Source organism: Variovorax sp. TLI9-5A (assembly GCF_056867935.1).
This window is the reverse complement of sequence record NZ_CP200310.1, coordinates 6,824,702-6,850,398: the sequence shown is the minus strand read 5'-3', so window position 1 is coordinate 6,850,398 and position 25,697 is coordinate 6,824,702. Positions and strand designations below refer to the sequence as shown.

The 25,697-nt window shown below is 68.3% G+C and carries 17 protein-coding genes and 1 pseudogene; 4 read left to right on the top strand and 14 right to left on the bottom strand.

Features of this window, described 5'->3' with window-relative positions; translation table 11 throughout:
* Window positions 1-5: 5 nt before the first annotated feature.
* Complete coding sequence (locus AC1VNX_RS32510; protein ID WP_483161627.1) at window positions 6-1,226, top strand: multidrug effflux MFS transporter; 1,221 nt, start codon at window positions 6-8, stop codon at window positions 1,224-1,226.
* A gap of 205 nt (window positions 1,227-1,431) precedes the next feature.
* Here AC1VNX_RS32510 and AC1VNX_RS32505 read toward each other — a convergent pair.
* The 12 genes and pseudogenes from AC1VNX_RS32505 to AC1VNX_RS32450 all read right to left on the bottom strand — a co-directional run.
* A pseudogene (locus AC1VNX_RS32505) lies at window positions 1,432-2,070 on the bottom strand (ABC transporter ATP-binding protein); the annotation flags it as partial.
* A gap of 210 nt (window positions 2,071-2,280) precedes the next feature.
* On the bottom strand, window positions 2,281-3,036 hold the full coding sequence (locus AC1VNX_RS32500; protein WP_483161626.1) for an ABC transporter ATP-binding protein: 756 nt from the start codon (window positions 3,034-3,036) through the stop codon (window positions 2,281-2,283).
* Window positions 3,033-4,013, bottom strand: a complete 981-nt coding sequence (locus AC1VNX_RS32495; RefSeq protein ID WP_483161625.1) for a branched-chain amino acid ABC transporter permease — start codon at window positions 4,011-4,013, stop codon at window positions 3,033-3,035. Before AC1VNX_RS32495 ends, AC1VNX_RS32500 begins: the two co-directional genes overlap by 4 nt.
* Window positions 4,010-4,930 (bottom strand): branched-chain amino acid ABC transporter permease, encoded by a 921-nt coding sequence (locus AC1VNX_RS32490; protein ID WP_483161624.1) that lies wholly within the window; start codon window positions 4,928-4,930, stop codon window positions 4,010-4,012. Before AC1VNX_RS32490 ends, AC1VNX_RS32495 begins: the two co-directional genes overlap by 4 nt.
* A gap of 129 nt (window positions 4,931-5,059) precedes the next feature.
* Window positions 5,060-6,265 (bottom strand): ABC transporter substrate-binding protein, encoded by a 1,206-nt coding sequence (locus AC1VNX_RS32485; RefSeq protein WP_483161623.1) that lies wholly within the window; start codon window positions 6,263-6,265, stop codon window positions 5,060-5,062.
* Between the two features lie 230 nt (window positions 6,266-6,495).
* Window positions 6,496-6,735, bottom strand: a complete 240-nt coding sequence (atpE, locus tag AC1VNX_RS32480; RefSeq protein WP_012745530.1) for a F0F1 ATP synthase subunit C — start codon at window positions 6,733-6,735, stop codon at window positions 6,496-6,498.
* 266 nt (window positions 6,736-7,001) lie between these two features.
* The gene (locus tag AC1VNX_RS32475) at window positions 7,002-11,708 is read right to left on the bottom strand and encodes a ricin-type beta-trefoil lectin domain protein (protein WP_483161622.1); all 4,707 of its coding nucleotides are present in this window, start codon (window positions 11,706-11,708) and stop codon (window positions 7,002-7,004) included.
* A 226-nt stretch (window positions 11,709-11,934) separates the two neighbouring features.
* Window positions 11,935-12,786 carry a class I fructose-bisphosphate aldolase gene (locus AC1VNX_RS32470; protein ID WP_483161621.1) on the bottom strand — a complete coding sequence of 284 codons (852 nt, stop codon included), beginning with the start codon at window positions 12,784-12,786 and terminating at the stop codon, window positions 11,935-11,937.
* Window positions 12,787-12,832: 46 nt separating this feature from the next.
* Window positions 12,833-13,846: an aldo/keto reductase gene (locus AC1VNX_RS32465; protein ID WP_483161620.1), complete on the bottom strand. Its 1,014-nt coding sequence runs from the start codon at window positions 13,844-13,846 to the stop codon at window positions 12,833-12,835.
* Complete coding sequence (locus tag AC1VNX_RS32460; protein WP_301503733.1) at window positions 13,843-14,883, bottom strand: ABC transporter permease; 1,041 nt, start codon at window positions 14,881-14,883, stop codon at window positions 13,843-13,845. The genes AC1VNX_RS32465 and AC1VNX_RS32460 overlap by 4 nt, the downstream gene beginning before the upstream one ends.
* On the bottom strand, window positions 14,880-16,403 hold the full coding sequence (locus AC1VNX_RS32455; protein ID WP_483161619.1) for a sugar ABC transporter ATP-binding protein: 1,524 nt from the start codon (window positions 16,401-16,403) through the stop codon (window positions 14,880-14,882). Before AC1VNX_RS32455 ends, AC1VNX_RS32460 begins: the two co-directional genes overlap by 4 nt.
* Window positions 16,400-17,446 carry a substrate-binding domain-containing protein gene (locus tag AC1VNX_RS32450; RefSeq protein ID WP_483161618.1) on the bottom strand — a complete coding sequence of 349 codons (1,047 nt, stop codon included), beginning with the start codon at window positions 17,444-17,446 and terminating at the stop codon, window positions 16,400-16,402. Before AC1VNX_RS32450 ends, AC1VNX_RS32455 begins: the two co-directional genes overlap by 4 nt.
* A gap of 180 nt (window positions 17,447-17,626) precedes the next feature.
* Here AC1VNX_RS32450 and AC1VNX_RS32445 point away from each other — a divergent pair, with 180 nt between their 5' ends.
* From AC1VNX_RS32445 to AC1VNX_RS32435, 3 genes are read left to right on the top strand one after another with little or no spacing between them, the layout of a single operon-like run.
* Window positions 17,627-19,114 carry an FGGY family carbohydrate kinase gene (locus AC1VNX_RS32445; RefSeq protein WP_483161617.1) on the top strand — a complete coding sequence of 496 codons (1,488 nt, stop codon included), beginning with the start codon at window positions 17,627-17,629 and terminating at the stop codon, window positions 19,112-19,114.
* On the top strand, window positions 19,111-20,880 hold the full coding sequence (locus AC1VNX_RS32440) for a glycerol-3-phosphate dehydrogenase/oxidase (protein WP_483161616.1): 1,770 nt from the start codon (window positions 19,111-19,113) through the stop codon (window positions 20,878-20,880). The genes AC1VNX_RS32445 and AC1VNX_RS32440 overlap by 4 nt, the downstream gene beginning before the upstream one ends.
* Window positions 20,877-21,632, top strand: a complete 756-nt coding sequence (locus AC1VNX_RS32435; protein WP_126022303.1) for a GntR family transcriptional regulator — start codon at window positions 20,877-20,879, stop codon at window positions 21,630-21,632. The genes AC1VNX_RS32440 and AC1VNX_RS32435 overlap by 4 nt, the downstream gene beginning before the upstream one ends.
* Window positions 21,633-21,648: 16 nt before the next feature.
* Here AC1VNX_RS32435 and AC1VNX_RS32430 read toward each other — a convergent pair whose 3' ends face one another.
* Window positions 21,649-22,539, bottom strand: a complete 891-nt coding sequence (locus AC1VNX_RS32430) for a DMT family transporter (protein ID WP_483161615.1) — start codon at window positions 22,537-22,539, stop codon at window positions 21,649-21,651.
* 49 nt (window positions 22,540-22,588) lie between these two features.
* Entirely contained in the window at window positions 22,589-25,612 is a 3,024-nt protein-coding gene (gene uvrA, locus AC1VNX_RS32425; protein ID WP_483162058.1) for an excinuclease ABC subunit UvrA, read from the bottom strand.
* Window positions 25,613-25,697 lie beyond the last annotated feature (85 nt).

Sequence of the window (25,697 nt, the reverse complement as noted above, 5' to 3'; positions counted from 1 at the left end):
GGCTCATGTCCTCCTCGAACGCTCAACTTTCACGCTACGCCGTCGTGCTGGGCCTGCTCACCGCGATCGGACCTTCCGCCATCGACATGTACCTGCCCGCGCTGCCTGCCATCGGCCATGCGCTTGGCGCCGATGTGCATTCGGTGCAGGCCAGCCTGATGGCTTTCTTCATTGCGACCGGCGCGGGCCAGCTCGTGGCTGGTCCGCTGTCCGACATGTTCGGGCGCAAGCGGCCGATGTACGCGGGCCTTGCCGTGTTCGTCGCTGCGAGCATCGGCTGTGCGCTGGCACCGGGCATCGGCGTGCTGATCGCCTTCCGCTTCCTGCAGGGACTCGGCGCCTGCGCATGCATGGTGACGCCGCGCGCGGTGGTGCGCGACCTGCACACCGGCACCGAGGCGGCGCGGCTGATGTCGCTGCTGATCCTGGTCTACAGCGTGTCGCCGATCCTGGCGCCGCTGGTGGGCAGCTTCGTGGCCGACGCCGCGAGCTGGCGCGCCGTGTTCTGGGTGCTCGGTGCGCTGGCGGTGCTCGCCGCGGCGATGGTGGCGGTGCTGCTGCCCGAGACGCGGCCGCCGGCCGCGCGAGCGCACAGCAGCCTGCGCGGCGCGATGGCCGCCTATGGCGCGCTGCTGCGCGACAGGCACTTCCTTGCCGTGGCTTTCATGGCCTCTCTGACGCTGTCGGGCTTCTTCGTCTACGTGGCGAACTCGTCGTTCGTGATGAGCACGCACTACGGCATCTCGCCGCGCATGTATGCCGTGCTGTTCGCGTTGAACGCGGTGTCGATGATCGCGGTCTCGCAGGCCAACGGCTGGCTCGCCGCGCGCTTCGGCATCCGGCGCGTGCTGCGCACGGCGGTCATTGCGCATGCCGCCGTCACGGGGGTGCTGCTGGTGCTGACGTTGGCGGGCGTCGACCGGCTCGACGTGCTGGTCGGCCTGCTGGTGGTCGTCTACGGACTCAACGGAGTGATCGTCCCGTCGGCTTTCGTGGTCGCGATGGAAGGTCATGCGGCGCGCGCCGGCACCGCTTCGGCGCTGCTCGGCACGCTGAACTTCGCGGGCGGCGCGGTGATGGTCGCGCTGGTGTCGCCGTTCGCCAATGGCACGCCGCTGCCGATGGTGGCGGGCATCGCGTGCTGTTCGGCGATCGTGCTGATGCTTGGCTTGCGCGCGCTGCGCGCGCCGCGGCACTGCTCGATGCCTGGGCAGCTTTACCCATGAGACGGACTTGCAGGCACAGCGGCGCAAGACAGGCGAGCAGCTCGACCTCGTCACCGATGCGCCGGGTGGGCCCTGCGACGCGGTCTTCGCGATGTGCGTGCCGATCCATGGCGGTCGCGCGCAGGCCGCTGCGGTGCCGCACAAGGCGTTCGGCGCGCTCGGGGCCGGTAGCCGCAGCAGTCGTGAACCGGCGGCAAGGCAGCCTCTACACGCCCAGGTAGCGCGTCCAGAGCGACCGGTCGGTATCCAGCGCCGCCGAGTCGCCCTGCCACACCACGCGTCCGCGTTCGAGGATCACGTGGCGGTTGGCCAGCGGCAGCAGGCGCTGCACGTATTTGTCGACCACCAGGATCGCTTCGCCCTCCGCCTTGAGCGTGGCGATGCAGTTCCAGATCTCCTCGCGGATCACCGGGGCCAGGCCTTCGGTGGCTTCGTCGAGGATCAGCAGGCGCGGGTGCGTCGACAGCGCTCGCGCGATGGCCAGCATCTGCTGCTCGCCGCCCGAGAGCTGGTTGCCGGCGTTGGCCTTGCGTTCGGACAGGCGCGGGAACAGGCCGTAGAGCGCCTCGAGGGTCCAGCGCGGCGCGCTGCCGGGGCGCGGCCTTGCGAAGGCGCGCAGGTGCTCGTCGACGCTGAGGTTCGGAAACACATGCCGGCCCTCGGGCACGATGGCTACGCCGCGCCGCGCGATGGCGTCGGGTTTGTGTCCGCCGATGGCCGCGCCGTCGAAGTGAACGCTGCCGCGCATCGGCGAGAGCGTGCCGGTCAGCACCTTCAGCAGCGTGCTCTTGCCCATGCCGTTGCGACCGAGCAGCGCGAGCACTTCGCCGGGGCGAATGTCGAGGTCGATGCCGAACAGCACCTGGCTTGCGCCGTAGCCGGCTTCGATGGATTTCGCTTCGAGCAGCATCTCAGTACCTCGTCGCACTATGAAGTACGAGGTGGGTGTTTCCAATTCGTGGAACACCGCGGAACCGGCTCCGCCGGGCCGCAGGTGTTGCCCCCGCAAGGGGGTTGGCGAAGCGACACGAAGTGCGCGCAGCCTGGGGGCGAGTCATGTATGCCCTTCCGCTTCGGTGCCGAGGTAGACGGCCTGCACATCGGGATGGCCCCGCACTTCGTCGGCCGTGCCGCTCATCAGCACCTTGCCCTGCACCAGCACGGTGAGGCGGTTGGCCAGGCGGAACACCGCGTCCATGTCGTGTTCGATCAGCAGGATGGCCATCGACGCGCGCAGCGACTCGATCAGCTCCACCATGCGCGCCGATTCGTCGGGGCCCATGCCGGCCATCGGCTCGTCGAGCAGCAGCAGCTTGGGTTCGGCCGCGAGCGCCAGCGCAACGTCGAGTGCGCGCTGCGCGCCGTGCGGCAGCGTCCCCGCGATGCGTGCGCGCTCGGCGCCGAGGCCGACGCGGTCGGCCAGCGCCATGGCGCGATCGACGAGGTCGCGCTCCTTCGCGCGCGGCGCCATGAAGCGCAGGCTGCTGCCCGCATGAGCCTGTGCCGCGAGCATCAGGTTGTCATGCACGGTCTCCTTCGGGAACACGCGAGTCACCTGGAAGCAGCGCGACATGCCGGCGGCCACGCGCTGGTGGTCCTTCAGCTTCGTGATGTCGATCTCGTCGAGCAGGATGCGCCCGGCATCGGCCTTCAGCAGGCCGGTGATCAGGTTCACCAGAGTGGTCTTGCCGGCGCCGTTGGGCCCGATGAGCGCATGCACTTCGCCGTGGTCCACCGTGAGGTTCACATGGTCGGTCGCCAGCAGTCCGCCGAAGCGCTTGACCAACCCTTCGATTCTGAAAAGGCTCATGGTGCTTTACTCCCTCTCCCCTCTGGGGAGAGGGTTGGGGTGAGGGGCAAGCGGCGCTTGTACAATGCGGCCAACCCTTTGGGCGCCCACAGGGCAACGGCAATCAGCAACAACCCCAGCGGCATGTGCCAATGCTCCGTGTGCTGCTTCAGGACCTCTTCGAGCACCAGCCACACGACGGCCCCCACCGGCCCGCCCCAGCTGCGCCCGAGCCCGCCGATGACCACCATCACCAGCAGCGTGGCCGACTGCGTCCAGTGCATCGTCGCCGGGCTCACGAAGCCGTTGCCGCCCGCGAGCAAGGCGCCGGCCAGCCCCGCGATGGCACCCGCGATGGTGAAGGCCACCAGCTGCAGCCGGAACACCGGATAGCCCAGCGCCCGCATGCGCGTCTCGTTGTCGCGGATGCCTATCAGCGCATGGCCGAAGCGTGAGAGCGTCGCGCGGTGCAGCCACCACAGCGCGAGCGCCACGATGGCCAGCACCACCCAGTAGAAGTTCGCCTCGCTGCCCAGGTCCAGCCCGGGCAGCAGCGTTGGCCGCGACATCAGCGTGTAGCCGTCGTCGCCGCCATAGCGGCGCAGCGACACCACCACGAAGTACAGCATCTGCGCGAAGGCCAGCGTGGTCATGATGAAGTACACGCCGCGCGTGCGCAGCGCCACCGTGCCGATCAGCGCCGCGACGAGGCCGGCCACGAGCGCGGCCAGCGGCCACATCACCCACGCCGACATCACGCCCGCGTCGCTGAGCGCGACCACCGTGTACGCCCCCACGCCGATGAAGCCCGCGTGCCCCAGCGCCACCATGCCGCCGAAGCCGAGGACGAAGTTGAGGCTCGCGGCCGCGAGCGCCACGATGAGCACGCGCCGCACGAAGCCGATGTAGAACTCGAGCCCGAAGACGGGCGCGACCAGCGGAAACGCCGCGAGCAGCACGAAGAGCAGCCCGAGTCCGATGTAGCGTGAAGACTTCATGCGCGTGCTGAGAAAAGGCCCGAGGGCCGGAAGATGAGGACCACCACCATCAGCGCGTACATCGCGACTTCGGCAAACAGCGGCCCCAGGTCGGCTGCAGTAGCCGGCGGCAGCGTGGCACGCAGCAGCATCGGCACGAAGGCACGGCCCACGGTGTCGACCACGCCCACGAGCAGTGCGGCCACGAAGGCGCCGCGCACCGAGCCGATGCCGCCGATCACCAGCACCACCAGCGCCGGGATCAGGATGGCCTCGCCCATGCCGACCTGCACCGCGACGATGGGCCCCATCAGCGCCCCCGCCAGCGCCGCCAGCGCCGCGCCGAGCAGGAACACGCCGTTGAAGATGCGGCCCACGCGCACGCCCATCAACTCGGCCATGGGCCGGTCGGATGCGCCCGCGCGCACCCGCATGCCGATGCGCGTGTGGTTCACCAGCAGGTACAGCGCCAGCGCCACCAGCAGGCCGCCGACGAGGATCACGAGGCGATAGGCCGGGTAGGGCAGGCCCTCCATCAGGTCGATCGGGCCCGAGAGCGCGGCGGGCGTCGGCGCCATCACCGGCGAGGGGCCCCAGGCCATCTTCACGATGTCGTCGGCCACCAGGATCACGCCGAAGGTGGCGAGCACCTGCGCGAGATGGTCGCGCGTGTAGAGCCGCCGCATCAGCAGCACCTCGAGCAGCAGCGCCACCGCCACCGTGACCGCCACCGCGATGACGATGGCCGCCGCGAACGAACCGGTGCGCGTGTGCGCCTCGGCCGCCACGTATGCGCCGGCCATGAAGAGCGAGCCATGCGCGAGGTTCAGCACGTCCATGATGCCGAACACCAGCGTGAGCCCCGCAGCCAGCAGGAACAGCATCAGCCCATAGCCGAGGCCGTTGAGCAGCTGCTCCAGAACAAGAATTCCACTCATAGGATCATCAAGAGGGTTGCCCGCATTCATTCGGGAGACACCGAGGAACCGGCTTTGCCGGGCCTCAGGTGTCGCCCCCGGTAGGGGGAAGGAGAAGCGACACGAAGTGCGCGAAGCCTGGGGGCGAGCCTATTTCAGGGGGCACTTGTCTGCGTAGCTGTCGCCGTAGTTCGTGAGAACCGTATTGATCAGCTTGTTCGTGACCTTGCCCTGCGCATCCTTGCCGATCACGCGCAGGTAGAAGTTCTCGATGGGGAAGTGGTTGTTCGCGTACTTGAAGCTGCCGCGCGTCGATGCGTAGTTGGCCTTCTTCAGCGCGGCCACCACGGCTTCGCGGTTCTGCGCGTTGCCGCCCGATTGCTTCACCGCCGCGTCCATCGCGAGGATGGCGTCATAGGCCTGCGCCGCGTACACCGACGGATAGCGGCCGTTGTATTCCTTGCGGAACGCGGCCACGAAGGCCTTGTTGGCGGGGTTGTCGAGGTCGTGCGCCCAGTGCGAGGTGTTGAACAGGCCGAGCATGGGTTCGCCCACGGCGCCGATCACGTCCTCGTCGGCCGAGAAGCCGCTGGTCACGAGCGTGATGTCCTTCGACAGCCCCGCGCCCACGAATTGCTTGATGAAGTTGATGCCCATCGCGCCGGGCAGGAAGAAGTAGATCGAGTCAGGCTTGGCCGCGCGCAGCTGCGCGAGTTCGGCCGCGTAGTCGATCTGGCCGAGCTTGGTGTAGAGCTCGTCGGCCACCTGGCCCTTGAACTGGCGCTTGAAGCCGCCCAGCGCGTCCTTGCCGGCCGGGTAGTTGGGAGCGATCAGCACGATCTTCTTGAAGGCCCGGTCCTGCGCGAACTTGCCGGCGGCCTCGTGGAACTGGTCGTTCTGGTAGGCGGTGCCGAAGAAGTAGGCATTGCACTGCGCGCCCGCGAACTGGCTGGGTCCGGCGTTGGCCGAGAGATACGGCACCTTGGCGTTGAAGAGGGTCGGGCCCACGGCCAGCGCCACGTTGGAGCCGATGGGGCCGCTGAAGAGGTCGATCTTGTCGCGCTGGATCATGCGGTCGACCAGCTGCTTGGCCTGGTCGGGGCTGCCGGCCATGTCGGCCTGCACGAACTCGACGTCCTGCCCGCCGAGCTTGCCGCCCAGCTGCTTGATGCCGAGCGCGAAGCCGTCGCGCGCCTCGGCGCCCAGCGCCGCGAAAGGTCCGGAGATGTCGAGCGCCAGGCCCACCTTGACAGGGGCGGCGGTGGCGGACACCGCGGTGGCGAGGGTCGAGCCGCACAGCAGCAGCGAGAGCAGGGTGCGCGGCAGCGCGGGCGACTTCGGGGGCAGGTGGCGCATGGATTCTCCGGCGGGAAGGATGCAGACAACGCACCGGCACCGCCCCATGCGGCACCGGCGACATCAAACCGTTGATGGCTAAATACTTTAGCTGTGAACAATTTGGTGTCAACGGTGCTAGCACGAATGGTGCCAATGCGCCTCTTGCTTTCCGGTGCGCGGGCCCGTCCCGGAAACACCGCGCAACCGGCTTTGCCGGGCCGCTGGTGTTGCCCCCTCCCTGCAAGGGCTCAGCCGAAGGGATTCGCCGTAGCGAACCACAGGCCGATGCCGGTTGCGATGATGAACGCGCCGTCGGTCACGCCCGCCACCAGGAAGAACTTGGTCTGCAGCGTGTCGACCAGTTCGGGCTGGCGCGCGGTGCTTTCCAGAAACTTCTGGCCGACCAGTCCGATGCCGAGGCAGGAGCCGAGGGCGGCGACGCCGATCAGCAGGGCCACTGCGAGGGGAAGGATGTTGAAGCCGGTCATGGTGTTTTCTCCTTGGTGGTTGGTCGATTGTTCGATGGGCTGGTTGCTTTCTCGATGGACGTACTTTCCCAGAGAGGCTGCGCACGGTCCATGACGTGGGAGGTCATGGAGCAGGTGCCGCAGTCAATGCCGCACAAAGAAAAAGCCGCCCGTGAAAACGGGCGGCTTCTTCGTGGAACACCGCGGAACCGGCTCCGCCGGGCCGCAGGTGTTGCCCCCGGCAAGGGGGTTGGCGAAGCGACACGAAGTGCGCGAAGCCTGGGGGTTTACTGAAGCTGCGTCCAGTTCTGGTTGTTGCCGCCGTTGCAGGTCCAGGTGATGAGCGCCGTGTCCTGCGTCGTCGCATTGTTCGGCACGTCGAGGCACGAGCCCGAAGCCCTGTTGCGCAGGGTGCCGCCGACCACGCTCCACTGAGCCGTGTTGCCGGCCGAGCATGCCAGCTGCACCACCGCCGCATTGGTCGTCGCGGTGCCGCTCTGCGCCAGGCACAGGCCGCTGTGCTCGGCCTTGAACTGCACGAAGCCGTCGTTCGTCTGCGTCACGGTGAAGCGCTCGTTGCCCGCGTTGCCGCAGGGCCACTGCACCACCGTCGTGCCGCTCGTGGTGGCTGCGCCCTTCACGTTCACGCACAGGTTGCTGTGGTTCGAGCGGATGCGCGTGACCACCGGCGTCGGGTCGTTGTCGAGCGAGCGAACGTACTCGCGCAGCGCCACCACGTCGTTGGCCGGCAGGCTGGAGGCATTGCCGTGGCCGCTCGTCAGAACGTCCTGCAGCGTGGCCGCCTGGCCGTTGTGGAAGAACGCGGTGGTGTTCCAGGTGCCCAGCAGCGTCGGCGTGTCGAAGCCCACGCCCGCCAGCGGCTGGTTCATGCCCTTGCCGGAGGAGGCCTGGATCGTGCCCACGTCGTGCCGCACGCCGTCGCGGAAGGTGGCGCCGGTGTGGCAGGTTGCGCACTGGGCCGTGTTGAACACGGTCTGGCCGCGCGCCGCGTCCACGCTGAGGCTGCCGTCCGCCGCGCGTGCTGGACTGCGCATGAACTTGTTCAGCGAAGTCAGGTAGGCCGCGAGATCGTCGAGCTGCGCGCTCTTGCCGGCCTTGGGCGCGCCCAGCGGGTCGGAGGTGGCTGCGAAGTCCGCGTTGGTCAGGAAGCCGGTGCCGCCGAACTCGTTGCGGATGTCGTTCTCGAAGTCCTGCAGCTCGTCGAAGTTGGCCGTCCAGTGCAGCTTGCCGTGGCCCAGCCCGCGCCGGCCCTGCAGGCTGATGGTGCGGCGCAGGCCTTCGCCGCGCTGGGTGAAGTCCCATACCATGCCGTCGTCGCCGGCGTCCGCGTGGCAACTCGCGCAGGAGATGTAGTTGTCCTTGCTCATGCGGCGGTCCGACGCGTTGTAGAACACCTGCTTGCCGCGCAGCGCCGCCGGCGACATGGGCTCGGCGGCCACCGTCGACACGGTCTGCAGGAAGGTCGGCACATTGGTCTCCGACGACAGCACCGAGGCCACGTCGTGCACCGACACCGAGCGCGCCAGGAAGTTGTTGACGAAGAGGCGCTTGCGCACGGCGTCGAGGTACAGGCCGTGCGGCGCGCTGCTGGCGTTGATCTCGCCGCGCACCGCGCGGCTGTACGGATCGACGATAGCGACGCGGTTGCCTTCCATCTGCGCGACGAACAGGTAGTCGCCCGAGGGAGAGAACAGGGCCGCGCGTGCCGGCGCCCGGTCGTCGAAGTCGATCTGCTCGCCGAACTCCTCCGCCGCCGTCTGCAGGTTGACCTGCGAGAGGATGGAGCGCACCGTCTGGTCGTGCACAAGGTTGTTGCCGTCGCGGAATTTGCCGCGCACGATGTTGTCCTTCTTCGAGGGCAGCACGGCGCGGGCGCCGTCGGGCGAGATCACCACCTGGCTCAGGTAGTTGGCCACGCCGCGCGCGCGGTTCTCGGTATCGATCGTGGTGGTGTCCACCGGCAGCGCGATCGTGCTCATGGCGCTCATGCTCTGCAGGTTCACCTTGTGCAGCTGGCCGCCCGTCATCTTCGACTTGAAGCGCGTGACGTAGGCCACCTGCGAGCCGGATTCGATCGCGATGCCGCGCAGCGCGCCCTCCAGCGCGACCGCGCCCGTGGTCGTGCCGTTGCTCGGGTTGAAGCTCATCAGCACCGACTTGCTCTCCATCGTCAGCAGGCCCTTGGTGCCGTCGGGCGTGAAGGCCACGCCGTAGGGGCCGCTGCCGTAGGCCAGCGGCACGGTAGCCGAGAGGCTGCCGTCGGCGGCGTTGAGCACCACCAGCTTGTCTTCGCCCTGCACCGCGACCCAGATGCGTCCGTCGGGGCCGACGGCCAGCGTCTTCGGCTCGTCGCCCACGCGCACTTCCCAGCGCTTGACCAGGCTCTGCGAGTCGAGGGCGGCGACCGTGCCGCTGTCGGGGTTGACCGAGTACACCGAGTTCGCGTCGCCCGCGATGTTGGTGGTGTGCGTCGGGGCCTTCGCCGTCACCGGCATGATCACCGTGAGGTTGTAGGTGTAGAAGGTCTCGCGGCCGCTGGCGTCCTTCACCGTCAGCGTCACCGTGAAGTGGCCGGGGCGCGTGTAGGTGTAGGTGTAGTTGGGCTGGTTCGAGTAGGCCGTCTGCGTGCCGTCGCCGAAGTTCCAGCGGTACTGCGCGCCGCTGCTGCCCAGCGTGGCCGGGTTGAACACCAGCTGGCCGTTGACCAGCTTGGGCCCGCCGCCGATGCCGGGGTCGCCGATGATGGCCTGGCCGCGCAGCGTGTTCACGTCGGTGTCGCTCAGCACGCGGCCGTAGACGCGCACTTCCGCCAGCGTGCCCTTGAAGAGCGCCGCGTTGCCCTGGATCTGGCCCAGCAGCGCGAACTTGTTCGACAGACCCTTGTTGCCGGTGGGGCCGGTGGAGGTGGTCTTGGCTCCGTCGACGTACACGGCCTGCGCGCCGGAGGCCGCGTCGCGCGTCATCACGACGTGGTGCCAGGTGCCGTCGTTCACCACCGCCGTGGAGGTGGTACCGCCATCGTTGCCCACCGAGAGCTTGATGCGCCCGCCGTTGTCGAGCCAACCCCAGAACACGTCGTCGGTCCCGGAGGCCTGGTCGCGGCCGAAGATGCCGGGCGCCGTCCAGGAGTTGCTGCCGCCGGTCTGCGTGGTCTTCATGTAGAAGCTCACCGAGGCGCTGCCGCCCAGCACGGTGGCCACGGTGTCGCTCTTCAGCGGCACGCCTGCGGTGCGGTTGGCGAAGTTCAGGCCGATGCTCTCGAATGCGTCGCCGGCGGCGGGCGTGCCGTTGTTGGCGCCGATCTGGTCGGAGAGGTTGCCCGCCAGCGTCCAGTAGTGCATGAGGCCGATCTCGGCGGCGTTGCCGGTGTGGAACACCGACTTGTAGTCCGCGCCGATGGCGTTGCCCGCATAGTCCTTCACGCCGTTGGCCGGCAGGAACACCTCGTAGCTGGTGCCCGGCTGAAGCGGCTGCTCGGGGTGGAAGTTGATGATGCCCAGCTGCACGCTGTAGGTGCCCGCCAGCGTGTTGCCGCCCACGGGGCGCACGATGAAGGTGTTGGAGTTCACGCTCTCGGGCCGGATGCTGTCGCTCATGCCCAGGCCGATGCGCGAGGTCAGCGCCTGCTGCTTCGCGTTGCTGGCGGGCGAGACCTGCCGCACTTCAGGCTTGGTGGTGTCGGGGTCGACCTGGTGCACGACGAAGCCGCTGCCCGAGCCGTGGTCGTTGCCCACGAAGATCAGGTTGCCGAAGGCCGCGACCTGGCCGTTGTCGGAGTGCGAGAAGTTCGGGTCGTCCTCGCGCAGGATGCTGCCGCGGCCCACCTCGACGTGGTTCAGCGGATTGCTCACGTCGACCTTGTGGATGTACGTCTGCGCGCCCTGGATGACGTAGTTGTCCTGCGTGGCGCAATAGAGCTGCTCGTCGATGACGAGGCGGTTGTCCTCGGCCAGGAAATGCGAGCGGTCGCTCAGGTCGTAGCTGTACATCTTCGCGCCGCCGCCGCGCGCCGAGGCGTGCAGGGTCTTGCCGTCGAAGCAGGTGGCGTAGTAGTTGGGGTTGGAACCCACGGTGTCCAGCACCTTGGGGTTCAGCGGGTCGGAGATGTCGAGGCTGGAGAAGCCCGCGGTGTTGTCCATCGAGGTCAGCACCATGTGGTTGCCCATGGTGAAGATCGGTCCGATGCGGAAGCCGCCGAGCTCGCCGGTGGGCACCGGGTTGGGCTTGCCGGCGCCGCGGTTCGCCACCACGGCGTTAGCGGGGTCGGTGGCATCGACGATGAAGATGCCGCGGCCCGCCGAGGCCACGTACAGGTAGGGTGCCTGCCACCAGAGCTGCCAGGCCACGTTCTCGTAGTCGCCGCCGTTGACGCCGGGCAGCGCGAGCTTCTTGACCTGCTTGATGTCGTTGACGTCGGTGAAGTCCCAGAACTCCACGCCGTTGATGCTGGGCAGCACCACGTACGTCTTGCCGCCGATCTTCGCGGTGCCGAAGGAGTGCGTCTCGCGGAACTCCTGCGTGCGGCCCTCGGGCTCGTAGATCTTCTTCACCAGCTTGATCTGGCGGGGGTTCGAGATGTCGTACACCAGGAAGCCGCCCGGGCCCAGGCCGCTGTCCGGCGCGAAGGAGGTCAGGAAGTAGCCGTTGACCATGATGCCCGCGTTCATGCCGTAGTCCTTGCGGCCCGGGTAGGTGGCGGGAACCTCGCGCGACTCGTAGGCGCTGCTGTGCGCCGGGTCCAGCGGGTGCGCGGCGCTGGTGATAATCGACACGGGCTTGAACAGCTCGGCCGATGTGTAGGTGAGATTGCCCAGGCCCGGCCCTTGCAGCGGCAGCGGGTCGGCCACGGCTTCGGCCATTGCCGTCGCCATGTTGTTCAGGGTCGTCATCGGACTGACCCCGGTGATCGCCGCGTGCGTCAGCAGCGTGACGAACGGCAGCAGGAACGCCATCAAGTAATACCGGATTTTCATCGTCGCCTCCAGGTTGTTTGAAGTCCGCAGGGGAACCGTTTTCTTCTCGGCCAACTAACTCCGTGTTGCTCTTGTCGCTTTGTCTCTTCCTTGCCCGCCTGCGCAGGCGCGATGAAAAACGCGCGCGCAGGACGCACCCCGGCGGGCGACGCATCCGTCGCCCGCCGTGAGCTCTCTTCCTTCCTTCTTTCTTCCTTCCTCCTAGGGAGGGCGCGTCTTCGTCATGTCATTTCGCGCCACCCGATTCGTAGATGTCCCATGCTTCCTTGGCGCTGGCGCCGCGGTGGATCATGGCCATCAGCGCGTCCACCACCGCCGACGGATTGCCGTGCTGGTAGACGTTGCGCCCGTACACCATGCCGACGGCGCCTTCGTCCATCAGCACGCGCGAGCGCGCGAACACCTGCTGCAGGTCTTCGCGGCCGCCGCCGCGCACGAGCACGGGGCAGCGCGCGGCCTGCACCACGCGATGGAAGTCCGCGGGGTCGGTGGTGGGGTCCGCCTTGATGATGTCGGCGCCCATGTCGCGCGCCAGGCGCACCAGCGTGACGATCTTCTCGGCGTCGCCGTCCACCGAGTAGCGGCTGCCGGCGGAGGGCGCCTGCATCACCAGCGGCTCGATCATCAGCGGCATGCCGTAGCGGTCGCAGTCGGCGCGCACGCGGGCGATGTTCTGCACGCACTGGCGGAACAGGTCGGGCTCGTCGGGCAGCATGAAGAGGTTGACCACCACGCAGGCGGCGTCGCGCTGCACGGCCGGCAGCACCGGGTCGTGCTCGTTCTGCAGCACGGCCCACATCACGCGGTGCCGCGTGGCGTTGTAGGGGTTGCCCATGTCGATGCGCATCACCAGGGCCGGCTTGTCGCGGCCCGGGCGGTCCTGCAGCAGGTCGGACTGGCCGTAGTTGAGCTGGATCGCGTCGGGGCCGGCGGCCAGCAGGCGTTCCATCACCGAGGGCATGTCTTCCAGCCCGTCGAGGAAGCTGGGCTCGTTGCACACGCCGTGGTCGAGCGCGATGTCCAGGCAGCGCCCGTTGTTGAGCAACCGGTTCAGGCGTGCGGTCTTGTCCTTCGACATACGAAAGAAATCCTTGCTTGTTGGTGTGTGACAGAAAAAGGGTGGATCAGGCCAGCGAGCCCAGGTGCCTGCTTGCCGCGCCATCGATGAGCTGCAGCGCCTCGTCGTGCAGGCGCACCGAACCCGCGCCCGCGTTCTCGATGGCCTGCTTGCTCGCGCGCGCGCCGCACAGCGCGACCGACACGCTGCCGCGCGCCAGCGTCCAGGCGATCATCAGCTGGCCGAAGGAGCATTCGAGCTGCCGGCGCAGCGGCTCCAGCTCCTCGAAGAAGGCCTCGAGCTTCGCGCGGTTCTGCGCGCTGAAGCGCGGGTTGGCGGCGCGCTGGTCGTCGCCGGTGAACTTGCGCTCGGGGTCGATGGGGCCGGCGAGCAGGCCCAGCGCGAGCGAGGAGTAACCCAGCACCGCCACGTTGTGTTCGGTGCAAAGCGGCACCAGCGTCTGCTCGATCTCGCGGTCGATCAGGCTGTAGCGTTCCTGGGCCGCGTCGACAGGACCGTATCGCAGGTACTCGGCCAGCGTCTCGGGGCTCACGTTGCTCACGCCGATGGCGCGGATCTTTCCCTGCTTCTTGAGCTCGAGCAGCGCGTCCATGGTTTCGGCCACGGGCGTGGTGGCGTCCTGCCAGTGCGTGATGTAGAGATCGATGTAGTCGGTCTGCAGGCGCTTCAGGCTCTCTTCGGCTTCATGAATGATCGACTCGCGCCCGAGGTAGCGGTACACCGGGTGGCCGTCTTCTTCGAAGAAGTGCGTTCCCTGTCGGGTGTGCCACACCAGCCCGCACTTGGTGGCGATCACCGCCTCGTGGCGGCGGCCCTTGAGCGCGGTGCCGACGATGCTCTCGGAGCGGCCCAGCCCGTAGGCCGGCGCGGTGTCGATCAGGTTCACGCCCGCGTCCAGCGAGGCCTGGATCGCGAGCACGGCGGCCGCGTTGTCGCCGCCGCCCCACATCCATCCGCCCATGGCCCAGGTGCCCAGGCCGATGGCCGAGCACTCGATGCCCGAGGGGCCGAGAACGGTCTTCTTCATGTCCGATGCGTTGATGGTGCTGCTGTTGCTCATCGCTTGGTCTTTCTCGTGTTCATGAGGTGGTCGATGGTCACGGCCGCGAGCAGGATCAGGCCCTTGATCACGTCCTGCCAGTAAGGCGACACGTCCAGCAGGATCAGCGAGCTGGTCACCACCGACAGCAGCGCCAGGCCCAGCACCGCGCCGAGCACCGTGCCCGAGCCGCCCTTGAGGCTGGCGCCGCCGATCACCGCGGCGGCGATCACGTTGAGCTCCATGCCCACGCCGAAGGTGGGCGTGGCGGCACCGAAGCGCGCGGTGTAGATCACGCCCGCAAGGCCCGCCGAGGCCGCGCACAGCACCGTGACCCAGAACTTGACGTGGCCCACGCGGATGCCGGAATAGAGCGCCGCCTTCTCGTTGCTGCCGGTGTAGAACACGCGGCGCAGCAGGGAGGAGCGGCGCAGCACGAAGTCGCTCACCACCACGATGGCCAGGAAGATCAGGATCACCGCCGGAACGCCGAAGAGCGTGCCCTGGCCGATGAACTTGAACTCGGCCGGCAGCGAGAACAGCGACTGCGGCGTGCCCTGCGTGAGCGCCAGGCACAGGCCGCGCACGATCACCATGAAGGCCAGCGAGGCGATGAAGTGGTTCAGGCCGATGCGCGTGACGCAGCCGCCGATCATCGCGCCGATGCCGGCGCTTGCGGCAATGGCGATGAGCCCCGCCGTCCACGGGTCGAAGCCCATGAGGAAGAGCTTGCCGGTGACCACCATCGCGAAGCACACCACCGAGCCCACCGACAGGTCGATGCCGCCCACGATCAGCAGGATGGTCATGCCCACCACCACGATGCCCTCGATGGAGAACGACAGCAGCATCGCGCGCACGTTGTCCCATGTGAGGAAGTAGGGCGACGCGAAGCTCATGCCCACGCACAGCGCGGCGATGATGATCAACAGGCCCAGCTCGCGCATGCTGGCGAGTCTGCTGGCGGGTTTCACTGGGTCTCCTTTGCCTCCTCCCTCGGTCGTCTGTCGGGGCGCAAGGCCGGCGGCTCCCGCGTCCAGTTGTGCTGGGTAGTTCATGCTGTCGTTTCCTCTTCGCAAAGTCCCGAGGCCAGCCGCAGCAGGGCCTCTTCCGTCATGTCCTTGTCTTGCACCTCGCCGGCGAGCCGGCCGTCGCGGATCACCAGCGCGCGGTCGCACAGGCCGATGATCTCGGGCAGCTCCGAGGAGATCACGATCACGCCCACGCCCTGGCTGGCCAGGTCGCGCAGGATGTGGTGGATCTCCGACTTGGCGCCCACGTCCACGCCGCGCGTGGGCTCGTCCATCAGCAGCACCGACGGGTTGGTGGCCAGCAGCTTGGCGATGGCCACCTTCTGCTGGTTGCCGCCCGAGAGGCTGGCCACGTCGATGTCCACGCCGTCCGACTTGAGCTTGAGCCGCGCCCCGAGGCTCACCGCCAGCTTGTGTTCGGCCGCGCGCTGCAGCAGGCCGAAGCGCGAGCTGACGCGCGCGAGCGCCATCGAGGCGATGTTCTGCGCGATCGGCAGGTCGAGGTACACGCCCGCCGCCTTGCGGTCTTCGCTGAGGTAGGCGATGCCTTCGCGCAGCGCGTCGCTGTACTTGCGGATGGTGAGCGGCCTGCCGCGCAGGCGCACGCTGCCGCCGCGCGCCGTGCGCAGGCCGCAGATGGTCTCGGCGAGTTCACTGCGGCCGGCGCCCATGAGGCCCGCGATGCCGAGGATTTCGCCGCGCTTCAGCCTGAACGACACGCCGTGCACGCGCTCGCCGTCGGAAATGTCCGTCACCTCGAGCACGTGCTCGCCCGATGCCGGCTCTTCCTGCTTGGGTGGGTAGTAGTTGCCCAGGTCGCGCCCGACCATGCGGCGCACCAGGCCGTCGGCGTCGAGTTCGGCCAGCGGGCCTGTGTGCACGTGGCGGCCGTCGCGCAGCACGGTGACGCTGTCGCAGTGCGCGAAGATCTCCGCCATGCGGTGGCTGATGTAGATGATGCCGATGCCCTGCGCCTTGAGGTCGTGCAGCACCCTGAAGAGCGCGGCCGATTCGTTGTCGGTGAGCGCGGCGGTGGGCTCGTCGAGGATCAGCACCTTGCAGTCGAGCGTGAGCGCCTTCGCGATCTCGATGAGCTGCTGCGTGGAGATGCTCAGGTCCTTCACCAGCGCGGCGGGGTCCACGTCCTGCCCCAGGCGCTGGAGCACCTTGGCTGCGCGTTCGTTGAGGCTCGCGTAGTTCATCCACGCGCTCTTGCCGGCGTTGATCTCCGGCATGAAGATGTTCTCGGCCACCGTGGCGTCGCCGCACAGGGCGATCTCCTGGTGGACCAGGCCGATGCCCAGGCGCATCGCATGCGCGGGGCCGTCGATGGTCACCTCCTGGCCGTCGAGCGCGATCGTGCCCTCGTCCGGCTGGTGGATGCCGTCGATGATGTTCATCAGCGTGGACTTGCCCGCGCCGTTCTCGCCGCAAAGGGCGTGGATCTCGCCGCGGCGCAGCGAGAAGTCCACGCCCGTGAGCGCGCGCGAAGCGCCGAAGCGCTTGCTGATGCCGCGCAGTTCGAGCAATGCGCCCACTGCGGTCACTCGCCGATTCCCTTGGTGCCGCGGCGGGCGAGGTACTTGTCCCAGTAGAAGTCGTCGGCGTTGGCCTTGCTGACCACCGACAGGCCGTTGTCCAGGAAGGGCACGGCCATCGGGTTGGTGCCGTTGCGCTTGGCGTCGTTCATCGGGTCGATGAGGCCGGGGTTCTTGGCCAGGAACAGCATCATCATGCCCATGTAGCCCTGCATGCCCTGGTTGGGGTTGATGGCGCCGAACACGTCGCCCGACTTGATCATGTCGAGGATCTTGGCGTTCACGTCGCAGCACATCACCTTGATGTTCTTCTTGGTCTCCACCTTGGCCTGCGCCGCGCCCAGGGCCGAGTTGGCCTCTGGCATGAAGAGGGCGCCCAGGTTCGGGTTGGCCTGCGCGAGGCTCAGCACCGCCTGGTAGGCCTTGTTCGGGTCCTGGTTGCTGGCCGCGCGGCCCACCAGCTTCATGCCGGGGTGCTTGGCCTTCATGCGGTTGACGAAGGCGGTGATGCGGCGGTCGTGGTTGTCCTGGCCGGGGTTTTCCAGCACCGCGTATTCGCCCTTGCCGCCCAGCGAGGCGGCGATGGCGTCGGCCGCCTGGTTGCCTTCGCGGTCGTTGTCGGAGGTGACGAAGGAGGTGCGCTTGGAGTTGGGCGAGTCGGCCGCGAAGGTGACGACCGGGATGCCCATCGCCGCGGCGCGGTTGATCGGCTCGATGAACGGGTCGGGGTTCATCGGGTGCAGCAGGATGCCCGCGGGCTTGCGCGCCAGTTCCTGCTCGAAGGACGCGAGCTGCTTGTTCACGTCGTACTCGGGCGTGCCGGTGTAGCGGGTGCGAACGCCCAGCGTGCGGCCGAGCTGCTTCATCATTTCGTAGACCGGAAACCAGTACTCGACCCCCGACACCATCACGTTCATCACGTAGACGTCGCTGGGGTTGCCGCGCAGCCCGCCGCCGGCCGCGGGGGCTGCTGCCTGCTGCTGCGCGAATGCGCTGGCGCCGGCCAGGCCGATGCCGGCTGCCGCGGCGGACTTCAGGAAATTACGCCTCATTTTTGTCTCCTCACGTTGGGTGGGCTCAGCTTGCGATGCTGCTTTTCAGGGCAGCGCTTTGATGCTCTGCGTCACGACAGTTGTTATGACAGGATAGAATGTACGCGCTGCCCGTTTGACGGGATAACTAGGGGAAACGCTACTGGCAACGCGCTTTTATTCCGCCGAAGCTGTTATGACATGAAGCCAAACATACTGATCGGCATCGACATGGGGTCGAGCAGCCTGAAAGCCCTGGCCCTCGAAGCCGGGAGCGGCCGCAGCGTCGCCCTGTCCCGAATGCCACTGCCGCACGACCGGCTGCCTGGAGGGGGATGCGAAGTGGCCGCGACGGCGATCCGCGCGGCCCTGACCCACGTGCTGCGCGACGTCGCCCACCAGCTCGGCGCCCGCGTGGCCGAGGTCCGCGCCATCGGCTGCACGGGCCACGGCGCCGGGCTCTATGCGCTCGATGCGCGCAACGAGCTCGTCGGCGGGCGGGCCGTGGCGTCGACCGACCAGCGCGCCGATGCGCGTGCACGTTCGCTCTCACTGGGCCATGGCGACGCTCTGTTCGCGGATGTCGGCTGCAGGCCGTGGCCGGGGCAGCCCACCGTGATCGCGGCCGAGCTGCTGGGCACCGATGCCGTGCAGCGCGGGGCGGTGCGCCGGCTGCTGTTCGCGAAGGACTATCTCGGCTTTCTGCTGACAGGCGAGATCGCGACCGATGCCAGCGATGCAAGCACTGCCGGGTTGGTGTCGATCGCAACGGGCACGTGGTCGCAGGCGGCCTTCGATGCATCGGGCATCGCGGACCTCGGGCCGCACGTCTTCGGGCCGCTGGTGCCGAGCGGCGAGGTCGTCGGCAAGCTGCGGCCTTCTGAAGCCGCGCTGTGCGGCCTGCCCGCCGGCATCCCCGTGGCGATGGGCGCCATCGACCTGCTCGCCTCGATGACCGCGATCTGCGCGCAAGAGCGTGCCCGCGCGGTGTCGGTCTTCGGCACCTGGTGCGTGAACGCGGTGATCGGCCCTGTGATCGAGCCCAAGCCCGATGTTGCCGCCGTCGTGAACTTCGGCCGCGAGGACAAGCGGCTCTACATGGAGAACAGCCCGTCGTCGATGGCCAACATCGCATGGCTGGCTGGCGTGCTGGGGCTGCCCGATTCGCGCGCTGTCGTCGACCTGGCGATGTCGGTGCCGCTGGGTGCGGGCGGCCTGCGCTTCCTGCCTTTCGTCAACGGCGGTGGCGGCGTGACGGCGGGCTTCGTCGGGCTCAAGAGCCACCACACGCGCGGCGACATGGCGCGCGCGGTGGTCGATTCGGTCGCCGCGCTGCACGCGCGGCACACCGCGCGCCTTGCAGCCTGCGGCCTGCCCGTGTCCGCATCGACCGTGCTCGGCGGTGGTGCGAGCGACACGCGCCTCGTGCGCCTGCTCGCCGGCTTCCTGGCTCACCCGGTCGAACGCTGCGCCGACGACGAAACCGGCGCGCGCGGCGCAGCCATCTACGCCGCCATGTCGCAAGGCATCGACCACGCCGCGCAGGGCAGCGCCTTGCTCGCGCCCTGCGACACGGTCGAACCCGATGCCGCCGAGGCACGCGCCCATGCCGATTTCAATGCCGGCTTCAACGAACTGATCGACACCATGTCTCCTGTGTTTTCCCATCTGTCGGGAGCTGCGAAATGAGCGCCTGGCAACTGCCTTTCGTGCGTCCGGCTTCGCTGGCGGATCGCCATTTCTCGACCGTCATCGTCGGCGCCGGCATCAACGGCGTGGGCGTGTTCCGCGACCTGTGCCTGCAGCGCGTGGACTGCCTCATCGTCGACAAGGGCGACTTCAGCGCGGGCGCCAGCAGTGCGCCCTCGCGCATGATCCACGGCGGCCTGCGCTACCTGGAGAACGGCAGCTTCTCGCTGGTGGCCGAGGCCACGCGCGAGCGCAACCTGCTGCTGCGCAACGCACCGCACCTGGTGCAGCCGCTGAAGACGGTGGTGCCGCTGTCGAGCTTCTTCGGCGGCCTGATGAGCAGCGCGCTCAAGTTCTTCGGCCGCACGCCGCCGCAGCGAACGCGCGGCCTGCTTGCGGTGGCCGCGGGCCTTCGCCTGTACGACCTGCTGGGCCGCCGCCAGCGCGTGATGCCCAACCACCGCATCAGCCGCGTGCCGCCGAATGACCGCAGCCTGTTCCGCGCGGCGGTGCGCTGGACGGCCACCTTCTTCGATGCGTGGATCAGCCACCCCGAGTGGCTCATCCTCGAACTCATCGGCGATGCCTGCCGCGACCAGCCGCGCTCGGCCGCCGCCAACTACTGCCGCGTGATGGGCTGCGCGGGCAACATCATCACGCTGCGCGACGAGATCACCGGTACGCTGGTGCGCGTGACGGCCGACACCGTGGTGAATGCCAGCGGCGCGTGGCTGGACCGCAGCACCGCCGTGCTCGGCGGCGCCGGCCCGCGCGTGATGGGCACCAAGGGCTCGCACCTGGTGCTCGACCATCCCGCGCTGCGCGACGCGCTCGAAGGCCGCATGGCGTACTTCGAGGCGGTGGACGGACGCGTGTGCATCGTCTATCCCTTCCTCGACCGCGTGCTCGTGGGCTCCACCGACATCCCGGTGGACGACCCCGACAAGATCGTGACCGAGCCAGAGGAGGTCGATTACCTGCTCGACGTGCTGGCCGAGGTGTTCCCCAACCTGCGCTTCGGGCGCGGCGACGTGGTCTACACCTACGTCGGCGTGCGGCCTCTCGCGCGCTCCGATGCCGACAAGCCGGGGCAGATCTCGCGCGACCACTCGGTGGTGCTCGATCCGCCCAGCGCCACGCGCGACATTCCGGTGGTCGGCCTCGTCGGCGGCAAGTGGACCACCTTCCGCGCGCTTGCCGAAGAAGCCACCAACGAAGTGCTGCGGCAGCTGGGCCGCCCGCGCACCGCATCGACCGAGCTGCTGCCCATCGGCGGCGGTGCCGAGCTGCCGGCCGATGCACAGGCGGTGGAGCGTTTTGTCGATCGACTGGTCGGCGCCTCGGGCATGAGCCGCACGCGCGCGCAGGTGCTTCTGAAGCGCTACGGATCGAAGGCGCTGCCGCTGGCGCAGCGCCTCGCCGCATCGGGCGACATGCCGCTGCGCCATGCGCCCGGCTACTCCGTGGCCGAGCTTTCGTACCTTTGCCTTGAAACCGGCGTTGTGCATCTCGACGACCTCGTGATCCGCCGCACGCTGCTGGCCATCCGCGGGTTCGTCACCGATGCCGCGCTGGCCGAGATGGCGGGCATCGCGGCCGAGGCGCTGGGCTGGGACGCCGCGCAGCAGCACGCCGAGCTGCACGCCTGTGCCACCGCCCTGCGCGAACGCCACGGCGTGCGGCTTTCGCCGGTGGCCGCGGATGCGCCTGCATCTTTCGATGCATCATTGATGACTCCTCAGGCCCTGGGCCAACCCTCGACGTGAACTCTCCGACCGAAATTTCGACCGTGCTCGACCGCGACTCCGAGTCCCCGCTGTGGGCCCAGTTCCGCGACGCGCTTCGCATGCAGATCCTGCAGGGCGTGCTGCCCATCGGCGCCAAGCTGCCGTCCGAGGCCGAGCTGGGCGAGCAGTTCGGCATCTCGCGCATCGTGGTGCGCGAGGCGCTGGCCGACCTGGTGCGCAACAACCTCATCTACAAGATCAAGGGCCGCGGCGCCTTCGTGTCGGCACGAGAGCGCGATGAAGACTTCGTCTCCACCGTGCTCGGCTTCTCCGACGAGATGGAGCGCAAGGGCCGCTCGGTGCGCACGCAGATCCTCACGCAGGAGCTGCGCGCACCCACCGAGCAGGAGGCCGCGTCGCTCGGCCTGACCGACGACACGCAGGTGGTGGCGCTCAAGCGCCTGCGCAGCGTGGACGGCGAGCTGCGCCTGCTGGTGGAAACCGTGGTGCCGGCCGATCTCGCGCCGGGCCTGCACCGCACGCGGCTGGACGACCGTTCGCTCTACGACGTGCTGCGCCGCCAGTACGGGCTGCGGCTCGTGCGCGCCGAGCGCTGGATCGACGCCGTGCTGCCCGATGCCGATACCTGCGAGCTGCTGAACCTGCCGCAGCCGGAGCCGCTGCTGCGCATCGAGTCGATTGCCTACGGCGCCAATGGCAGGCCGCTGGAGCACTACCGCGCGCTGCACCGCTGCAAGACCAGCCGCCTGCACGTGCAGACGACGACCTGAAAAGAAGAAGGCCTGCTCAGGCCTTCGCCGCGTTGCGCGAGGGCCAGAGCACCGAGGCGATGGCGACCACCATCAGCACCACCGCCACCCAGTCCTGCCAGTGCACGACTTCGCCCAGCCACACCGCGCCGCTGAACACGCCGAGCACCGGAATGAACATCACGCTCAGCGTCGACGCAATGGGCGGCAGGCCGCGCGCGAGGTAGAACCACGCGGCGTGCGCGAAGCCGAAGATCAGCACCGCGTTGTAGCCGATGGAAGCCCACGTCACGCCGTTGGGCCAGTAGAGCTGGTCGCGCTCGAACAGCAGCGACAGCACCGTCATCACCACCGCGGTCATCGCCGTCATCCAGAACGAGAGCGTCAGCGTCGGCAGGCCGATGCGCGTGTGGCGCAGCAGTTGCGTGCCCAGCGCCCACGTGGCGGCGGCCACCAGTGCCAGCGCCACGTAGCCCGGACGGCCCGAGAGGTTCGTGAGCTCATGCCACAGCAAGAGCCCCACGCCGATCGCACAGGCGCCCACGCCCAGCCACGCGCGCCGCGTGAGCGCTGCGGAGAACAGCAGGGCGCCGATGACGGCGGAGAACACCGGCATCGTGTAGCCCAGGATCGCCGCGCGCCCGCCCGAGAGCGCCTTCACCGCGAGGATGATGCAGGCGTGCCAGACGAACATGTTGGTGGCGCCCAGCCACACCAGCTCGGGCCAGGCGCTGCGCGGTACGCGAAACGGCACCTTGAGCCACACCAGCGCGACGGCCAGCACCGGCAGTCCCAGCCAGATCGAGATCGCGCGGAAGCCCAGCGGCGGATAGTCGGCCACGCCGAGCTTCATCACCGGCCAGTTGAAACCCCAGGCGAGGGTCAGAAGAACGAGGATGACGAACTGGCGCGGCGTGAAGGAAGGCATGGGCCGCGATTGTGGCGCGGCCCGGGCATTCGTGCAGGGAGCTGCCTGGCTACAGCAGCCGCTTCAGATACCGCCCCGTATGGCTCGCCTCGTTCGCCGCGATGTCCTCCGGCGTGCCCTGGCCCACCACCGTGCCGCCGCCGGCGCCGCCTTCGGGGCCCATGTCGATGAGCCAGTCGGCGGTCTTGATGACGTCGAGGTTGTGCTCGATGACGACGATGGTGTTGCCCGCGTCGCGCAGCTGGTGCAGCACCTTCAGCAGCAGCTCGATGTCGGCGAAGTGCAGGCCGGTGGTCGGCTCGTCGAGGATGTAGAGCGTGCGGCCGGTGTCGCGCTTGCTGAGCTCCAGCGCCAGCTTCACGCGCTGCGCCTCGCCGCCGGAGAGCGTGGTGGCCGACTGGCCCAGCTTGATGTAGCTCAGGCCCACGTCGAGCAGGGTGCGCAGCTTGCGCTCGATGGTGGGCACCGCCTTCAGGAAATCGTGCGCGGCCTCGACCGTCATCTCCAGGATCTGCGCGATGTTCTTGCCCTTGTAGAGCACTTCCAGCGTCTCGCGGTTGTAGCGTTGGCCGTGGCAGACCTCGCAGGGCACGTACACGTCGGGCAGGAAGTGCATCTCGACCTTGACCACGCCGTCGCCCTGGCAGGCCTCGCAGCGCCCGCCTGCCACGTTGAAGCTGAAGCGGCCCGGCCCGTAGCCGCGCTCGCGCGCGGTGTTGGTCTCGGCCATGAGTTCGCGGATGGGCGTGAACAGGCCCGTGTAGGTGGCCGGGTTGCTGCGCGGCGTGCGGCCGATGGGGCTCTGGTCGACGTTGATGACCTTGTCGAAGTACTCGATGCCTTCCACCGATTCGTGCGCGGCCGGCTCCTCGTGCGCGCGGTAGAGCGTGCGCGCCACCGCCGAGTAGAGCGTGTCGTTCACCAGCGTGGACTTGCCCGAGCCCGACACGCCCGTCACGCAGGTCAGCAGGCCCACGGGGAAGGCGACGCTCACGTTCTTCAGGTTGTTGCCGGTGGCGCCGACCACGCGGATCTCCTGCAGGTCGGTCTGCGTGGCGAGATGCGCCGCTTCGCGCGCGGCGCGGCGCTCGGCGGCGGGGCTGGGCGGAAAGCGCGGGGGCTTCTTTCCTTCATGGAAGGCGGGCTGTTTCGTCGCCGGCAGCCAGGCGGTGCGGTGTTTCGGCACTTCGATTTTTCGGACGCCCGAGAGGTACTGGCCGGTGAGCGAATCGGGGTTGGACGAAACCTCGGCGTAGGTGCCCTGCGCCATCACGCGCCCGCCGTGCACGCCGGCGCCGGGGCCCATGTCGATCACGTGGTCGGCGGCGTGGATCATGTCCTCGTCGTGCTCGACCACGATCACGCTGTTGCCGATGTCGCGCAGATGCTTCAGCGTGCCGATGAGCCGGTCGTTGTCGCGCTGGTGCAGGCCGATGCTGGGCTCGTCGAGCACGTACATCACGCCCGTGAGGCCCGAGCCGATCTGCGACGCGAGGCGGATGCGCTGCGCCTCGCCGCCCGAGAGCGTCTCGGCGCTGCGGTCCAGGCTCAGGTAGTTCAGGCCCACGTCGTTGAGGAATTTCAGGCGCAGGCCGATCTCGCGCACCACCTTGTCGGCGATCTCGGCCCTGGCGCCGCGCAGCTTGAGCTTCTGGAACCAGTCGAGCGAATCGCGCAGCGTGAGGCGGCTGAGTTCGAAGATCGCCATGCGGGGGCGCTCGGCGCCGTTGTCGGACACGCTCTCGTCGACCAGGAACACGTTGCGCGCCTCGGGGCGAAGGCGCGAGCCGCCGCAGTCGGGGCAGGGCTGCAGGTTGCGGAAGCGCGCGAGGTCCTCGCGCACCATCACCGAGTCGGTCTCGCGGTAGCGCCGCGTCATGTTCGGGATGATCCCCTCGAAGGGATGCTTCTTCGTGAGCTTCTTGCCTGCGAAGTTGCCCGACTCCATCGTGTAGTTGAACTTGATCTCTTCCGCCGCAGAGCCGTGCAGCAGCACCTGCTGCACCGAGGCCGGCAGCGATTCGAAGGGCGCGTCGACGTCGAACTTGTAGTGCTTGGCGACGCTCTCGATCATGCTGAAGTAGTAGCCGTTGCGGCGGTCCCAGCCCTTGATGGCGCCGCTGGCCAGCGACAGCGAGGGAAAGGCCACCACGCGCGCCGGGTCGAACACCTCGCGGTTGCCCAGGCCGTCGCAGGTCGGGCACGCACCCACGGGCGAGTTGAACGAGAACAGGCGAGGCTCCAGCTCCGACAGCGAGTAGTGGCAGATCGGGCAGGCGAACTTGGCGTTGAACAGGTGCTCCTTGTCGGGAGCGCCCGCAGCGCCATCGGCGCTGCCTTCCGGTCTTGTGCCCAGCTCCAGCGCGATGGCGCGGCTCTCGGCCAGGCGCAGCGCGGCCTCGAAGCTCTCGGCCAGGCGCTGCTGCATGTCGGGGCGCGCGCGGAGACGGTCGATGACGACGTCGATGTCGTGCTTCTCCGTCTTCTTGAGCTTGGGCAGGTCGTTGTACTCGTAGATCTGCCCGTCGACGCGGAAGCGCACGTAGCCGGCGGCCTGCATCTCGGCGAAGAGCTCGACGAACTCGCCCTTCTTCTCGCGCGCCACGGGCGCCAGGATCATCAGGCGCGGCTCGTCGGGAATGGCCAGCACCGCATCGACCATCTGCGACACCGTCTGCGCCTGCAGCGGCAGGTGGTGGTCGGGGCAGTAGGGCGTGCCGGCGCGCGCGTACAGCAGGCGCAGGTAGTCGTGGATCTCGGTCACCGTGCCCACGGTGGAGCGCGGGTTGTGGCTGGTGGCCTTCTGCTCGATGCTGATCGCGGGCGAGAGGCCCTCGATCACGTCGACGTCGGGCTTGTCCATCAGCTGCAGGAACTGCCGTGCATAGGCCGACAGGCTCTCGACGTAGCGCCGCTGCCCTTCGGCATACAGCGTGTCGAAGGCCAGGCTCGACTTGCCCGAGCCCGACAGGCCGGTGATGACCACCAGCTTGTTGCGCGGAATGTCGAGATCGACGTTCTTCAGGTTGTGCGTGCGCGCACCCCGGATGCTGATGCGCTGCTGCGCCAGCACTGCGCCGAGGTAGGTGTTGCGTTCGAGAGCCGCGTCGCGAGCGCTTTCCTCGTCGGCTGCGCTGAGTGCGCTGAGTGCGGTTTGG

Coding starts and splice junctions, on each gene's coding strand:
- AC1VNX_RS32495 (WP_483161625.1), bottom strand. CDS start 4,013: ATGAAGTCTTCACGCTACATCGGACTCGGGCTGCTCTTCGTGCTGCTC.
- AC1VNX_RS32450 (WP_483161618.1), bottom strand. CDS start 17,446: ATGAGGCGTAATTTCCTGAAGTCCGCCGCGGCAGCCGGCATCGGCCTG.
- AC1VNX_RS32510 (WP_483161627.1), top strand. CDS start 6: ATGTCCTCCTCGAACGCTCAACTTTCACGCTACGCCGTCGTGCTGGGC.
- AC1VNX_RS32485 (WP_483161623.1), bottom strand. CDS start 6,265: ATGCGCCACCTGCCCCCGAAGTCGCCCGCGCTGCCGCGCACCCTGCTC.
- AC1VNX_RS32490 (WP_483161624.1), bottom strand. CDS start 4,930: ATGAGTGGAATTCTTGTTCTGGAGCAGCTGCTCAACGGCCTCGGCTAT.
- AC1VNX_RS32445 (WP_483161617.1), top strand. CDS start 17,627: ATGAAGCCAAACATACTGATCGGCATCGACATGGGGTCGAGCAGCCTG.
- AC1VNX_RS32475 (WP_483161622.1), bottom strand. CDS start 11,708: ATGAAAATCCGGTATTACTTGATGGCGTTCCTGCTGCCGTTCGTCACG.
- AC1VNX_RS32430 (WP_483161615.1), bottom strand. CDS start 22,539: ATGCCTTCCTTCACGCCGCGCCAGTTCGTCATCCTCGTTCTTCTGACC.
- AC1VNX_RS32440 (WP_483161616.1), top strand. CDS start 19,111: ATGAGCGCCTGGCAACTGCCTTTCGTGCGTCCGGCTTCGCTGGCGGAT.
- atpE (WP_012745530.1), bottom strand. CDS start 6,735: ATGACCGGCTTCAACATCCTTCCCCTCGCAGTGGCCCTGCTGATCGGC.
- AC1VNX_RS32470 (WP_483161621.1), bottom strand. CDS start 12,786: ATGTCGAAGGACAAGACCGCACGCCTGAACCGGTTGCTCAACAACGGG.
- AC1VNX_RS32465 (WP_483161620.1), bottom strand. CDS start 13,846: ATGAGCAACAGCAGCACCATCAACGCATCGGACATGAAGAAGACCGTT.
- AC1VNX_RS32460 (WP_301503733.1), bottom strand. CDS start 14,883: ATGAACTACCCAGCACAACTGGACGCGGGAGCCGCCGGCCTTGCGCCC.
- AC1VNX_RS32500 (WP_483161626.1), bottom strand. CDS start 3,036: ATGAGCCTTTTCAGAATCGAAGGGTTGGTCAAGCGCTTCGGCGGACTG.